Here is a 13,976-nt window from a genome sequence, read left to right on the forward strand (position 1 = left end):
ATGTCGGAAACATCGACCATAGTTGTAGGTGCTGGCCCGGATGGCCAGCCAGTCGGGCAAGCGATGCGGCTGGCCAACCGCCATGGCCTGGTGGCGGGCGCGACGGGCACCGGCAAGACCGTGACCTTGCAGCACTTGGCGGAAGTGTTCAGCGACGCAGGGGTTGCCGTATTCGCGGCCGATGTCAAAGGTGACTTGTGTGGCCTGGGTGCCGCTGGCACACCACAGGGCAAGGTGGCCGAGCGAATTGCCGGTATGCCTTGGCTCGGGCACACGCCCCAGGCCTACCCGGTAAGCCTGTGGGACATCGCCGGGCAGTCCGGCCACCCGCTGCGCACTACCCTCAGTGAAATGGGGCCGTTGCTGCTGGGCAACCTCCTGGAGCTGACCGACAGCCAGCAGGCGGCGCTGTATGCGGCCTTCAAGGTTGCCGACCGAGAGGGCCTGTTACTGCTGGACCTCAAGGACCTCAAGGCGCTGCTGGCGCACCTGAAGGACAACCCGCAATTGCTGGGTGAAGACAGTGCACTGATGACCACGGCCTCTACCCAGGCCTTGTTGCGGCGGCTGGCGACCCTGGAGCAGCAGGGCGCCGAGGCGCTGTTTGGCGAGCCGGCATTGCAGCTTGAAGACCTGCTGCGGCCGGGCTCGGATGGCCGTGGGCGCATCCACCTGCTCGACGCCAGCCGGCTGGTGCATGAGGCACCCAAGGTGTACGCAACCTTCCTGCTGTGGCTGCTGGCCGAGCTATTCGAGCAATTGCCCGAGCGTGGAGATGCCGACAAGCCGGTACTGGCCTTGTTCTTCGATGAAGCGCACTTGCTGTTCAACGGTACGCCCAAGGCGCTGCAGGACCGCCTGGAGCAGGTGGTGCGGTTGATCCGCTCCAAGGGCGTGGGGGTGTACTTCGTCACCCAGTCACCGGGTGACTTGCCGGATGCGGTGCTGGCCCAGTTGGGGTTGCGCATTCAGCATGGCCTGCGGGCCTTTACCGCCAAGGAGCAAAAGTCGCTGAGAGCAGTGGCCGATGGCTTTCGCCCGAACCCCGCGTTCGAAACCCTGGCGGTGCTGACCGAGCTGGGGATTGGCGAGGCGTTGGTGGGGACACTGGAAGAGAAGGGTACGCCTGCCATGGTGCAGCGGGTGCTGATTGCACCGCCGCAGTCGCGTATCGGGCCGCTGAGTGCGGCCGAGCGCAGTGCGCTGATTGCCGCTTCGCCGCTGGCGGGGCGCTATGACAAGCCGGTGGACCGTGAGTCGGCCTATGAAATGCTGACCCAGCGCAAGGGCGAGGCGGTGGAGCCAGCCCCGCAGCCGAAGGCGGATGAGGAGAGCTTTGCCGACAAGGCCGGTGACTTCCTGCAGAGTGCGGCGGGGCAGGCTATCAAGTCGGCTGTGCGCCAAGCCGCCAACCAGTTGGGGCGGCAACTGGTGCGCGGGTTGATGGGGTCGTTGCTGGGGGGCAAGAAAAGGTAGTTTGCTTGTACCGGCCCTATCGCCGGCAAGCCAGCTCCCACAGGGATCTCGTTGCCCGTGTGGGAGCGGGTTTACCCGCGAAGAGGCCGGTGCAGAAAAGCACAAATGAAAAAGGCGCCCCAAGGCGCCTTTATACTGAGAGCAGTGTCACTCAGCCAATGGCTTTGGATGCCAGCCAGAACAGGCCGGCGGCCAGGCCCATCGAGGCCGGCAGGGTCAGGATCCAGGCCAGCAGGATGGTCTTCACCGTGCCGCCTTGCAGGCCGCTCTTGTTGGCGACCATGGTGCCGGCCACGCCTGACGACAGCACGTGGGTGGTCGATACCGGCAGGGCGAACACGTTGGCCATGCCGATGGCGCAGGCCGCGGTGATCTGTGCCGACATGCCCTGGGCATAGGTCATGCCCTGCTTGCCGATCTTCTCGCCAACGGTAAGTACCACACGCTTCCAGCCAACCATGGTGCCCAGGCCCAAGGCCAGGGCGACGGCCACGATCACCCAGAACGGTGCGTATTCGGTGGTGGCGGTCAGGTCTTTGCGCAGTTTTTCCAGGTCGGCCTTTTCACGGGCGTCGAGGCCTGGCAGCTTGCCAACCTTCTTCGCGGTGTCATCCAGGCACAGCAGATAGCGACGCACTTCAACGCGCTTGTCGGTATCCAGGCTGTGGTAGTCGGTCACGCCCTGAAGCGAGGACTGCAGCGCGGCGATGGTCGGCTCGGTCTGCTGCGGGTTGCAGCTGAACTGCTCCGGCAGGTCGTTGGACTTGGCCTTGCCCAGTGCCAGGAACTCGCCAAGGGTGGCGGCGTTGCGCTGGTAGAACTGGCTCATGTGCAGGGTAGCGTCGCGGGTACGCTCGATCTGGTAGGTGGTGCTGTTCAGGTCGAGGACGAACTTGGCCGGGACGATACCGATCAGCACCAGCATGATCAGGCCGATGCCTTTCTGACCGTCGTTGGAACCGTGCACGAAGCTCACGCCCATGGCCGAAACCACCAGTACCATGCGGTTCCAGAATGGCGGGTGCTTCTTGTCGTCGAGCTTGCGGCGCTGGTCGGGGGTCTTGTGCATCTTCGACAGCGGGCGCCACCACTTAAGGCCGATCAGCACCAGGGCTGCGACGGCGAAGCCGGCCATTGGCGAAACCACCAGCGACATCGCGATGTCGATCGCCTTCTGCCAGTTGACGCCATCGGCCAGCGGGATGTCGTTGATCAGGGCGTTGGCCAGGCCGACACCGAGAATGGAGCCGATCAGCGTGTGCGAACTGGAGGCGGGGATACCAAAGTACCAGGTGCCCAGGTTCCAGGTGATGGCCGCAGCCAGCAACGAGAAGACCATGGCCAGGCCGTGTCCGGTGTTCACATTGATCAGCAGCTCTACCGGCAGCAGGTGCACGATGGCATAGGCCACCCCGACACCGCCGAGCAGAACGCCAAGGAAGTTGAACACGCCGGAGAAGAACACGGCGAGGTGCGGCGGCATGGCTTTGGTGTAGATGACGGTAGCTACCGCGTTGGCGGTGTCATGAAAGCCATTGATGAACTCGAAGGCGAGTACGAAGGTCAAGGCGAGCAGCAGGCTCACCAACACCCAGGCATCCAGTCCGCTGAATAAATCGATCATGAAGGTTGTCTGGCGGGTATAGGGGGGCGGGATTATGCCAGAAAACCTTGGCAATCGATGCACCTGCTACAGACCGATGGCAATCTTCATGGGGTGAGCGCACGGTGCACGTAGGGGCGCTGAGGCAGGGAAATATCGGCTAAAAAGCGCAAAGCGTGGCTAAATCAGGCAGAAAAACGAAGAAATGGCCGATTCGCCATCATTCAAACGGGCGTATGAAATTTGTGTAATTCCATTTCATCATCGGTCAGATGGTAAAGATCGACCGCGCCCGGGCTGGCCGGGCGACGACGCGCTGGCGTGGTCCAGGGTCAGGGATTGTCGCTGCGCAGTTCCTTTTCAATGCGTTCCAGTTCCTGGTTGAACGCCTGGTCGCGCACGCTGGCACGTTTGCGCCAAGGTTTGCGCTCTGGATCCGGTTGTGCGGCGTAAGTGGTGACTTCACCACCGTAAACATCCTTGTAACGTTCAGCCTGGCGCTCGAGTTCTGCGCGCAGTTCATCTTTCGTCACATGCAGTACCTGAATTAAGTGTGATGACTGTTGTTATGCATTGTGCAGCATGCACATGCCTCGCTGGCCGCAACGGCTAGATACAACGGAAGGTTCCATTACTACGCTAGCGTCGGGGCCTGCGCAATCGATTATAGCAACCGATAATTCGCCGAACATCGTTATTTAACAGCCCTGACATCATCTGACGCAAGTAGTGGCAGGTGTCGGCAAACAGTTTGGACGTTTCGTACAAGTTTGAAAGGCATGGCGGATAGTTCGATGCAACGCCGGGGTGAGGCCCGAATGAAAAACGGCCTCGCCAAAAGGCGAGGCCGTTGCCTGGGGACTTCTACGGTGGGTACCTGACCAGTCTCTCCAAAGAAGCCACAAGTGGCAGGAGAAAGGTATAAGCAAAAGTGTCAGCGGTCAATTGCGATTATCGGCCGTTTGTTCGATAATCGCACGAACGGGCGTTTTTTTTGAGGTGTGCGATGAGTGACGAAACCCTGGTCAACGATCCGGTCAATCCAGAGCCGGCGCGACCCGCTTCGGCCGCCATGGCGCCGCCGATCGTGGCTTCCCCGGCCAAGCGCATCCAGGCGTTTACCGGCGATCCCGACTTCATGACCTCCCTGGCACGTGGCCTGGCCGTGATCCAGGCCTTTCAGGAGCGCAAGCGCCACCTGACCATCGCCCAGATCAGCCACCGCACCGAAATCCCTCGCGCAGCGGTGCGCCGTTGCCTGCACACGCTGATCAAGCTGGGTTACGCCACCTCCGACGGGCGTACCTATTCGCTGCTGCCCAAAGTATTGACGTTGGGGCATGCCTACCTGTCGTCGACGCCGTTGGCGATTTCTGCCCAGCCTTATCTGGACCGTATCAGTGACCAACTGCACGAAGCGGCCAACATGGCCACCCTCGAAGGCGACGACATTCTTTATATAGCCCGTTCGGCCACGGTGGAGCGGCTGATATCGGTCGACTTGTCGGTGGGCGGGCGCCTGCCGGCCTATTGCACATCGATGGGGCGCATCCTGCTGGCGGCGATGGACGACACCAGCCTGCGTGAATACCTGGAGCGTGCCGACCTGAAAGCGCGCACCAGCCGTACGCTGCATGACCCTGAGTCACTGTTCGCCTGCATCCAGCAGGTGCGCGCCCAGGGCTGGTGCGTGGTGGACCAGGAGCTGGAGCAGGGGCTGCGTTCGATTGCCGTGCCGATCTACGACGCGTCGGGGCAGGTGTTGGCGGCGCTGAACGTGAGCACCCATGTGGGTCGGGTGACGCGTAGCGAGCTGGAACAGCGCTTCCTGCCGATCCTGCTGGCGGCCAGCCGGGACCTTTGCCATCAGTTGTTTGGCTGAGATTGCAGGGGGGCGCCAAGCGGCCCCCTTTCACATTTAGAACAGGCAAAACGGTTTCTTGTGCGATAAACGCACAGTGTCGCTCCGGGCGAATTGCGCCACCGCCGCCCGCTGATTAATGTCTCTCGCAACGGTCGGCCAAGCCGACCGAACAAAAAATACAAGAGGCACTTACCATGAATACTGTCCACTTATTGCTGCGGCCGCACCCGCACGCAGTACCGTTGTATCCAGGCTGACGCAGGCCATATTCCCCAATCATCGTCCCCTGTACCGGTTGCCCGTGTGCAGTGGTCTGGCTGTGCCCTACATTCTGGATAACAACAATGAACCAAGCACAAAACAGCGTCGGCAAAAGCCTCGACGTCCAGTCATTCATCAACCAGCAGCCGCTGTCCCGCTACCAGTGGCGGGTCGTGTTGCTGTGCTTTCTGATCGTCTTCCTCGACGGCCTGGACACGGCCGCCATGGGCTTCATCGCCCCGGCGCTGTCGCAGGAGTGGGGCATCGACCGGGCCAGCCTTGGCCCGGTGATGAGCGCCGCATTGATCGGCATGGTGTTCGGTGCCCTGGGCTCCGGGCCGTTGGCTGACCGCTTCGGCCGCAAAGGTGTGCTGGTGGGCGCGGTGCTGGTGTTTGGCGGTTTCAGCCTGGCCTCGGCCTATGCCACCAACGTCGACCAGTTGCTGGTGCTGCGCTTCCTGACTGGCCTGGGCCTGGGTGCCGGCATGCCCAATGCCACCACGCTGCTGTCCGAATACACCCCCGAACGCCTCAAGTCGCTGCTGGTGACCAGCATGTTCTGCGGCTTCAACCTGGGCATGGCCGGTGGTGGCTTCATTTCCGCCAAGATGATCCCGGCCTATGGCTGGCACAGCCTGCTGGTGATCGGCGGCGTGCTGCCACTGCTGCTGGCGCTGGTGTTGATGGTGTGGTTGCCGGAGTCGGCGCGGTTCCTGGTGGTGCGCAACCGTGGTACCGACAAGATCCGCAAGACCCTCTCGCCCATTGCGCCGCAGGTGGTGGCCGAGGCGGGCAGCTTTAGCGTGCCAGAGCAAAAGGCCGTGGCCGCGCGCAGCGTGTTTGCGGTGATTTTCTCCGGCACTTATGGCCTGGGCACCATGCTGCTGTGGCTGACCTACTTCATGGGCCTGGTAATCGTCTACCTGCTGACCAGCTGGTTGCCAACCCTGATGCGTGATAGCGGCGCGAGCATGGAGCAGGCCGCATTCATCGGTGCGTTGTTCCAGTTCGGCGGCGTGCTGAGTGCCGTGGGTGTGGGCTGGGCCATGGACCGTTACAACCCACACAAGGTGATCGGCATTTTCTACCTGCTGGCTGGGGTGTTCGCCTACGCCGTGGGGCAGAGCCTGGGCAACATCACCGTGTTGGCCACGTTGGTGCTGATCGCCGGCATGTGCGTGAACGGCGCGCAATCGGCAATGCCGTCGCTGGCGGCACGCTTCTACCCGACCCAGGGCCGTGCCACGGGTGTATCGTGGATGCTGGGTATCGGCCGCTTTGGTGCGATTCTGGGGGCCTGGAGCGGCGCAACGCTACTGGGCCTGGGCTGGAACTTCGAGCAGGTGCTGACCGCGTTGCTGGTGCCTGCGGCGCTGGCGACCGTAGGTGTGATCGTCAAAGGGTTGGTCAGCCACGCCGACGCGACCTGAGAAGCGGGGGCCACTTTGTGGACCCTTCGCAGTACAAGGCTGCTCCTACAGGGAGCGGCCTTGTGTCGCGATAGGGCTGCGCAGCAGCCCGGCCTGCAGATTAGTAGCAGCGCAACAAATAGTTCGATAATCGCACAAATAGTCGATTATCGGATTGTAAGCCTACCGCTACTCTCCTTAATCTGAGCTCATCGAAGCACCCTGACCAGTAGCCTCCACACGTACCGCCGCGGCCCATGGCCAGTGGCAGGAGAAGCCTAATGCGCGACGTATTTATCTGTGACGCCATCCGCACCCCCATCGGCCGCTTCGGCGGCGCCCTGGCGGGTGTGCGTGCCGACGACCTGGCTGCCGTGCCGCTGAAAGCGCTGATCGAGCGCAACCCTGCGGTGCAGTGGGACCAGGTTGATGAAGTGTTCTTCGGCTGCGCTAACCAGGCCGGTGAAGACAACCGCAACGTGGCGCGCATGGCGCTGCTGCTGGCCGGCCTGCCGGAGAGCATCCCGGGCGTCACCCTGAACCGCCTGTGCGCATCGGGCATGGATGCCATCGGCACTGCCTTCCGCGCCATCGCCAGCGGCGAAATGGAGCTGGCGATTGCCGGCGGCGTCGAGTCGATGTCGCGCGCTCCGTTCGTCATGGGTAAGGCTGAAAGCGGCTATTCGCGCAACATGAAGCTGGAAGACACTACCATCGGCTGGCGCTTCATCAACCCGCTGATGAAGAGCCAGTACGGTGTGGACTCCATGCCGGAAACCGCCGATAACGTAGCCGATGATTACCAGGTTTCGCGCGCTGACCAGGACGCTTTCGCCCTGCGCAGCCAGCAGAAGGCTGCAGCCGCCCAGGCTGCCGGCTTCTTCGCCGAAGAGATCGTGCCGGTGCGCATTGCCCACAAGAAGGGCGAAACCATCGTCGAGCGTGACGAGCACCTGCGCCCGGAAACCACGCTGGAGGCGCTGACCAAGCTCAAGCCGGTCAACGGCCCGGACAAGACGGTCACCGCCGGCAACGCCTCGGGCGTGAACGACGGTGCTGCGGCGCTGATCCTGGCGTCGGCAGAAGCGGTGAAGAAGCACGGCCTGACCCCGCGTGCCCGGGTACTGGGCATGGCCAGCGGCGGTGTTGCACCACGGGTGATGGGCATTGGCCCGGTGCCGGCGGTGCGTAAACTGACCGAGCGCCTGGGTGTGGCGGTAAGTGATTTCGACGTGATCGAGCTCAACGAAGCCTTTGCCAGCCAAGGCCTGGCGGTGCTGCGTGAGCTGGGTGTGGCCGACGATGCGCCGCAGGTGAACCCTAATGGCGGCGCAATCGCCCTGGGGCACCCGCTGGGCATGAGCGGTGCGCGCCTGGTGCTGACTGCGCTGCATCAGCTGGAGAAAAGTGGCGGGCGCAAGGGCCTGGCGACCATGTGTGTGGGTGTCGGACAAGGTCTGGCGCTGGCCATCGAGCGGGTTTGACCTGTACCGGCCCTATCGCGGGCAAGCCCGCTCCTACAAGGAACCACGCTCTCCCTGTAGGAGCGGGCTTGCCCGCGATAGGGCCGGTAGCTTCGACATAAGGCCAATTGCCAGCCAGATAGCGGAACGAGTGTGTTACCAGGTATGTCTAGACTTACCTAGGACCCTCCAGGAGTAAAACCGTCATGACCTCAACCTATTACACCGGCGAAGAACGCAGCAAGCGCATCTTCGCTATCGTCGGTGCCTCCTCAGGCAACCTGGTGGAATGGTTCGACTTCTACGTCTACGCCTTCTGCGCAATCTACTTCGCCCCGGCCTTCTTCCCTTCCGACGACCCTACCGTCCAGCTGTTGAACACGGCTGGTGTGTTCGCCGCAGGGTTTTTGATGCGCCCCATCGGTGGCTGGATCTTCGGCCGCCTCGCTGACCGCCATGGTCGCAAGAATTCCCTGATGATCTCGGTGCTGATGATGTGCTTCGGCTCCCTGATGATCGCCTGCCTGCCCACCTATGACAGCATCGGCACCTGGGCCCCGGCGCTGCTGTTGCTGGCCCGCCTGATCCAGGGCCTGTCGGTGGGTGGCGAATACGGCACCACCGCCACCTACATGAGTGAAGTGGCCCTGCGTGGGCAGCGTGGCTTCTTTGCCTCGTTCCAGTACGTCACCCTGATTGGTGGGCAGTTGCTGGCGGTGCTGGTGGTGGTGATCCTGCAGCAGTTGCTGACTGAGGATGAACTGCGTGCCTGGGGCTGGCGCATTCCATTCGTGGTAGGGGCCATCGCCGCGCTGATCTCGTTGATGTTGCGCCGCTCGCTGCACGAGACCAGCAGCGCCGAAACCCGCAACGACAAAGATGCAGGCACCATCAAGGGCCTGTTCCGCAACCATGCGGCGGCCTTCATCACCGTGCTTGGCTACACCGCCGGCGGCTCGCTGATCTTCTACACCTTCACCACCTACATGCAGAAGTACCTGGTCAACACCGCGGGTATGACGGCGAAAAACGCCAGCTACGTGATGACCGGCGCGCTGTTCCTGTTCATGGTGGTGCAGCCGTTCTTCGGCATGCTGTCCGACCGCATCGGCCGACGCAATTCGATGCTGCTGTTTGGCGCGCTCGGGACCTTGTGCACCGTGCCGCTGCTGATGGCGCTGAAAACAGTCACCAGTCCGTTCATGGCCTTCGTGCTGATCAGCCTGGCGTTGTGTATTGTCAGTTTCTACACCTCGATCAGCGGCCTGGTGAAGGCCGAGATGTTCCCGCCACAAGTACGTGCGCTGGGTGTAGGCCTGGCCTACGCAGTGGCCAACGCGGCATTTGGCGGCTCCGCCGAGTACGTGGCCTTGGGCCTGAAGACCCTGGGCATGGAAAACACTTTCTACTGGTACGTGACGGCCATGATGGCGATTGCCTTCCTGTTCAGCCTGCGCCTGCCGAGGCAGGCCGCGTACCTGCACCACGATGACTAAGGACGTGGCATGACCAACCAACTGTTCGACGCCTACTTCACCGCGCCGGCCATGCGCGAGATTTTCTCCGACCGTGGCCGCTTACAGGGCATGCTCGATTTCGAAGCCGCGCTGGCCCGTGCCGAAGCTGCTGTGGGGCTGGTCCCGCACAGCGCCGTGGCCGCCATCGAGGCGGCATGCAAGGCCGAGCGCTATGACGTGGGGGCGCTGGCCAATGCCATCGCAACCGCTGGCAACTCGGCAATCCCGCTGGTGAAGGCGTTGGGCAGGGTGATTGCCAGTGGCGTGCCCGAGGCCGAGCGCTATGTGCACCTGGGCGCCACCAGCCAGGACGCGATGGACACCGGTCTGGTGTTGCAGTTGCGCGATGCCCTCGACCTGATCGAAGCGGACCTGGGCAAACTGGCCGATACCCTGTCGCAGCAGGCCTTGAAGCACGCCGATACGCCAATGGTGGGCCGCACCTGGCTGCAACACGCTACCCCGGTGACCCTGGGCATGAAACTGGCTGGCGTGCTGGGGGCATTGACCCGCCACCGTCAGCGCCTGCAAGAGCTGCGCCCGCGCCTGTTGGTGCTGCAGTTCGGCGGCGCCTCGGGCAGCCTGGCCGCTCTGGGCAGCAAGGCGATGCCGGTGGCCGAGGCCCTGGCCGAGCAACTGAAGCTGACCCTGCCCGAGCAACCCTGGCACACCCAGCGTGATCGCCTGGTAGAGTTTGCCTCGGTGCTTGGCCTTGTGGCCGGCAGCCTGGGCAAGTTCGGCCGCGATGTCAGCCTGCTGATGCAAACCGAGGCGGGGGAGGTATTCGAGCCTTCCGCACCAGGCAAGGGCGGCTCTTCGACCATGCCACACAAGCGCAACCCGGTGGGCGCTGCGGTGCTGATCGGTGCCGCGACCCGCGTGCCGGGGCTGGTATCGACGCTGTTCGCCGCCATGCCCCAGGAGCACGAGCGCAGCCTGGGCCTGTGGCATGCCGAATGGGAAACCCTCCCGGACATCTGCTGCCTGGTCTCCGGCGCGCTGCGCCAGGCCCAGGTGATTGCCGAGGGCGTGGAAGTGGACGCAGCGCGCATGCGCCGTAACCTCGACCTGACCCAAGGGCTGGTGCTGGCAGAAGCGGTGAGTATCGTCCTGGCCCAACGCCTGGGCCGCGACCGTGCCCACCACTTGCTGGAACAATGCTGCCAGCGCGCCGTGGCCGAACAGCGCCACCTGCGTGCGGTGCTGGGTGATGACCCGCAGGTCAGTGCCGAGCTGTCTGCCGAAGAACTTGATCGCCTGCTCGACCCTGCCCATTACCTGGGCCAAGCCCGCGTCTGGGTCGCGCGCGCCGTATCCGAACATCAACATTTCACTGCCTGAAGGAGACTGCTGTGGCGCATTTGCAACTGGCCGATGGCGTTTTGAACTACCAGATCGATGGCCCGGAAAACGCTCCGGTGCTGGTCCTGTCCAACTCGCTGGGCACCGACCTGGGCATGTGGGACACCCAGATTCCGCTGTGGAGCCAGCACTTTCGCGTGCTGCGCTACGACACCCGTGGCCACGGCGCATCGTTGGTCACCGAAGGCCCTTACACCATCGAACAGCTGGGCGGTGACGTGCTCGCCCTCCTTGATGGCCTGGACATCCAGAAAGCGCATTTCGTCGGCCTGTCGATGGGTGGCCTGATCGGCCAGTGGTTGGGCATCAACGCCGGTGAGCGCCTGCACAGCCTGACCCTGTGCAACACCGCCGCCAAGATCGCCAGTGACGAGGTGTGGAACCCCCGTATCGACACCGTGCTCAAGGGTGGCCAGCAGGCCATGGTCGACCTGCGCGATGGCTCTATCGCCCGCTGGTTCACCCCGGGCTTCGTCCAGGCCCAGCCTGAGCAAGCCCAGCGCATTTGCCAGATGCTGGCGCACACCAGCCCGCAAGGTTATGCCGCCAACTGCGCAGCGGTGCGTGATGCCGATTACCGTGAGCAACTGGGCCGCATCCAGGTGCCCGCGCTGATCGTTGCTGGCACCGAAGACGTGGTCACCACCCCTGCACATGGCCGCTTCATGCAGGCCGGTATCAAAGGTGCCGAGTACGTCGACTTCCCGGCAGCGCACCTGTCCAACGTCGAAATCGGTGAGGCGTTCAGCCGCCGCGTGCTCGACTTCCTGCTGGCTCACTGAGGACAACGCCATGGATGAGAAACAACGTTACGACGCGGGCATGCAAGTGCGCCGTGCGGTACTTGGCGATGCCCACGTGGACCGTAGCCTGGAAAAGCTCAATGACTTCAACGGCGAGTTCCAGGAGATGATCACCCGCCACGCCTGGGGTGATATCTGGACCCGCCCCGGCCTGCCGCGCCATACCCGCAGCCTGATCACCATCGCCATGCTGATCGGCATGAACCGCAATGATGAACTGAAACTGCACCTGCGCGCCGCAGCCAACAATGGCGTGACCCGCGAAGAGATCAAGGAAGTGCTGATGCAGAGCGCGATCTATTGCGGCATCCCGGCGGCCAATGCCACGTTCCACTTGGCTGAGTCGGTGTGGGATGAACTGGGTGTAGAGTCTCGACAGCAGTAATGCCTGCACTGGCCCTATCGCCGGCAAGCCAGCTCCCACAGGGATTGCATCAGGCCTGAGGGCAGTGCACTCCCTGTGGGAGCTGGCTTGCAGGCGATAGGGCCATGGAATGTTTACATGACCGTATTCTTCTGACGCATGGCTACCGGGCCTGCGTTGTTTTCTACGGCGTGTTTCAGGTTCGGGCACAGGCCGAGCATGAATGCCGCTTCTGCCACCACGAACAGCGGCCCGATGATCAGCCCGCTGACATCGTCGACAAATGCAGGTTTGCGGCCTTCGTAGTAATGGCCGACGAACTGGATGATCCAGCCCACCAGGAATGCCCCCAGCCCGGCGCTGAGCCACAGTGTTGTCGTCTGTACTGCCAGCACCTGGCCGACCCACAGGCACAGTCCCAGCAACAGCCCCATCACCAGCCCGAAGCGCAGGTCCAGGCGCAGGTAAAACCACACCGAAGCCGCCGCTGCCAGCAGGGCAGGGGACAGCCACATGCCAACTATTTCCCAGCCTGGGCGTGACAGCAGGATGGTGACTGCCAACACGATCATCGGGATGCCTGCGAAGTGGGTGGCGATGTTGCGTGGGTCGCGGTGGTAGCTGGCGTATTGGCTCAGGTGGTCGACGAGGGTTTTCATTGTTGTGCCTCCCTGGTGTGCCTGATCTAGGTGTATTGCCTGTACCGGCCCTTCGCGGGTGAACCCGCGAAAGGGCCGGCACTGGTAACCCATATAGCTCAGGATAGCCCGCAGCTACTACTATCATCAGCTCAGCGAATGGCAGCAGCCCGTACCGGCGTATCCAGCCCTACCAGTGTCTCGATCATCGCCCGCGCCGCCGGCGACAACCGGTAACCGCTACGGCTGACCACGCCGCAGCGCACGCTCAGTACCTCCAGCGCCGGCGGCAGGTTGCGCCAGTGCAGGCGCACCAGTGTGCCGGTGGCCAGGTCTTCGGCCACGGCCTCCTCGCTGGCCGTGCCAATGGCGTCGCTGGCCTGCACCACGCTGCGCAGTATCGCCAGGTGCTCGGTCTGCAGGTGCGGGATGAAGTCGCTGCGCCCGCTCAGGTTGGCCAGGCGCTTGCGCACGCCGGGGGCGAGCAGGGCGCTGGCCAGCGGGTAGCTGAACAGGTCGTTGGTCGACAGGCTGTCCTTGGCCAGCAACGGGTGGCCAGGCCGGCAGAAGAACAGGCCGGGCCGTGGCGACAGGGGCTCGGTGTGGAAATTGGGGTCGGCTTCGAACGGTCGGATATCGTCGACGAAAAACTCGATCTGTTCACGGCGCAGGGCCTGGCCCAGGCGTTCGGCATTATCTACCAGCAGCGAGGTGCGGATGCCCGGGTGGCGTTCGATGAAATGGCGCAAGGCGTCGGGGACCAGGCGCACGGCCAGCGCCGGGCCACTGCCGAAATGCAGCTCGCCGGCGTCGAGCTTGGTCATTTGCAGTACTTCGTTGCTCAGTTGCGCGGCACCCTGCACCAGGCGGCGGGCGTGCTGCAGTACCACCAGGCCCTCGGGGGTTGGCAGCAGGGCTTTGCTGGCGCGGTCCACCAGCGGGCAGCCGAACGTGTGTTCGAGGCCCTGGATGGCGCGGCTGAAGGCGGGTTGAGTGATGCCCATGGCCTCGGCGGCACGGACGAAACTGCGGTATTCGGTGAGGGCGATGAAGTAACGCAGCTGGCGGAGGTCCATGTCACGGCTCTGGGGCGGGGATCAGGGCCCTATTCAAGCTGTTACAGCTTATGTCGTCCAAGAAGGTTTATGGATTTGGTTATTTCTTTTGGTTATTTGCAAGGGCTTCTGGCCTCTTCGCGGGCATGCCCGCTCCCACA

The 13,976-nt window shown here is 63.1% G+C and carries 12 protein-coding genes; 8 read left to right on the forward strand and 4 right to left on the reverse strand.

Annotated elements, in window-relative coordinates:
• On the forward strand, positions 1 to 1,476 hold the full coding sequence (locus SB756_RS12815; protein ID WP_341796679.1) for a helicase HerA-like domain-containing protein: 1,476 nt from the start codon (positions 1 to 3) through the stop codon (positions 1,474 to 1,476).
• Positions 1,477 to 1,627: 151 nt separating this feature from the next.
• On the opposite strand, the gene SB756_RS12820 is transcribed toward SB756_RS12815, so the two are convergent.
• Together SB756_RS12820 and SB756_RS12825 are read right to left on the reverse strand one after the other, a co-directional pair.
• Entirely contained in the window at positions 1,628 to 3,100 is a 1,473-nt protein-coding gene (locus SB756_RS12820) for an inorganic phosphate transporter (protein WP_341796678.1), read from the reverse strand.
• A 311-nt stretch (positions 3,101 to 3,411) separates the two neighbouring features.
• Positions 3,412 to 3,612: a hypothetical protein gene (locus tag SB756_RS12825; RefSeq protein ID WP_016488886.1), complete on the reverse strand. Its 201-nt coding sequence runs from the start codon at positions 3,610 to 3,612 to the stop codon at positions 3,412 to 3,414.
• Positions 3,613 to 4,151: 539 nt separating this feature from the next.
• Here SB756_RS12825 and pcaR point away from each other — a divergent pair.
• The 7 genes from pcaR (at position 4,152) to pcaC (ending at position 12,143) form a co-directional block, all read left to right on the forward strand.
• Complete coding sequence (gene pcaR, locus SB756_RS12830) at positions 4,152 to 4,961, forward strand: pca regulon transcriptional regulator PcaR (RefSeq protein WP_033732052.1); 810 nt, start codon at positions 4,152 to 4,154, stop codon at positions 4,959 to 4,961.
• Between the two features lie 326 nt (positions 4,962 to 5,287).
• A complete protein-coding gene (locus tag SB756_RS12835; protein ID WP_016498119.1) occupies positions 5,288 to 6,634 on the forward strand; it encodes an MFS transporter in 1,347 nt (448 codons plus the stop codon).
• A 260-nt stretch (positions 6,635 to 6,894) separates the two neighbouring features.
• Positions 6,895 to 8,097, forward strand: coding sequence for a 3-oxoadipyl-CoA thiolase (gene pcaF / locus SB756_RS12840; RefSeq protein ID WP_016498120.1), 1,203 nt, complete (start codon positions 6,895 to 6,897; stop codon positions 8,095 to 8,097).
• Between the two features lie 185 nt (positions 8,098 to 8,282).
• On the forward strand, positions 8,283 to 9,572 hold the full coding sequence (locus SB756_RS12845) for an MFS family transporter (protein WP_341796677.1): 1,290 nt from the start codon (positions 8,283 to 8,285) through the stop codon (positions 9,570 to 9,572).
• 9 nt (positions 9,573 to 9,581) lie between these two features.
• Positions 9,582 to 10,934, forward strand: coding sequence for a 3-carboxy-cis,cis-muconate cycloisomerase (locus SB756_RS12850; protein ID WP_341796676.1), 1,353 nt, complete (start codon positions 9,582 to 9,584; stop codon positions 10,932 to 10,934).
• Positions 10,935 to 10,945: 11 nt separating this feature from the next.
• Positions 10,946 to 11,737 (forward strand): 3-oxoadipate enol-lactonase, encoded by a 792-nt coding sequence (gene pcaD / locus SB756_RS12855; protein WP_410910917.1) that lies wholly within the window; start codon positions 10,946 to 10,948, stop codon positions 11,735 to 11,737.
• Between the two features lie 10 nt (positions 11,738 to 11,747).
• The gene (gene pcaC, locus SB756_RS12860; RefSeq protein ID WP_016498124.1) at positions 11,748 to 12,143 is read left to right on the forward strand and encodes a 4-carboxymuconolactone decarboxylase; all 396 of its coding nucleotides are present in this window, start codon (positions 11,748 to 11,750) and stop codon (positions 12,141 to 12,143) included.
• Positions 12,144 to 12,256: 113 nt separating this feature from the next.
• On the opposite strand, the gene SB756_RS12865 is transcribed toward pcaC, so the two are convergent.
• Both SB756_RS12865 and SB756_RS12870 read right to left on the reverse strand, forming a co-directional pair.
• Positions 12,257 to 12,781: a DUF962 domain-containing protein gene (locus SB756_RS12865; RefSeq protein WP_410910918.1), complete on the reverse strand. Its 525-nt coding sequence runs from the start codon at positions 12,779 to 12,781 to the stop codon at positions 12,257 to 12,259.
• Between the two features lie 131 nt (positions 12,782 to 12,912).
• Positions 12,913 to 13,836, reverse strand: a complete 924-nt coding sequence (locus SB756_RS12870; RefSeq protein WP_410910919.1) for a LysR family transcriptional regulator — start codon at positions 13,834 to 13,836, stop codon at positions 12,913 to 12,915.
• Positions 13,837 to 13,976 lie beyond the last annotated feature (140 nt).

This window comes from Pseudomonas sp. SIMBA_068, assembly GCF_046534705.1.
GTDB classification, from domain to species: Bacteria; Pseudomonadota; Gammaproteobacteria; order Pseudomonadales; family Pseudomonadaceae; genus Aquipseudomonas; species Aquipseudomonas putida.

Bases quoted from the DNA above. Each gene is read 5' to 3' on its own strand.
- SB756_RS12815 (WP_341796679.1), top strand. From the start codon at position 1: ATGTCGGAAACATCGACCATAGTTGTAGGTGCTGGCCCGGATGGCCAG.
- SB756_RS12820 (WP_341796678.1), bottom strand. From the start codon at position 3,100: ATGATCGATTTATTCAGCGGACTGGATGCCTGGGTGTTGGTGAGCCTG.
- pcaR (WP_033732052.1), top strand. From the start codon at position 4,152: ATGGCGCCGCCGATCGTGGCTTCCCCGGCCAAGCGCATCCAGGCGTTT.
- SB756_RS12835 (WP_016498119.1), top strand. From the start codon at position 5,288: ATGAACCAAGCACAAAACAGCGTCGGCAAAAGCCTCGACGTCCAGTCA.
- pcaF (WP_016498120.1), top strand. From the start codon at position 6,895: ATGCGCGACGTATTTATCTGTGACGCCATCCGCACCCCCATCGGCCGC.
- SB756_RS12845 (WP_341796677.1), top strand. From the start codon at position 8,283: ATGACCTCAACCTATTACACCGGCGAAGAACGCAGCAAGCGCATCTTC.
- SB756_RS12850 (WP_341796676.1), top strand. From the start codon at position 9,582: ATGACCAACCAACTGTTCGACGCCTACTTCACCGCGCCGGCCATGCGC.
- pcaC (WP_016498124.1), top strand. From the start codon at position 11,748: ATGGATGAGAAACAACGTTACGACGCGGGCATGCAAGTGCGCCGTGCG.
- SB756_RS12865 (WP_410910918.1), bottom strand. From the start codon at position 12,781: ATGAAAACCCTCGTCGACCACCTGAGCCAATACGCCAGCTACCACCGC.
- SB756_RS12870 (WP_410910919.1), bottom strand. From the start codon at position 13,836: ATGGACCTCCGCCAGCTGCGTTACTTCATCGCCCTCACCGAATACCGC.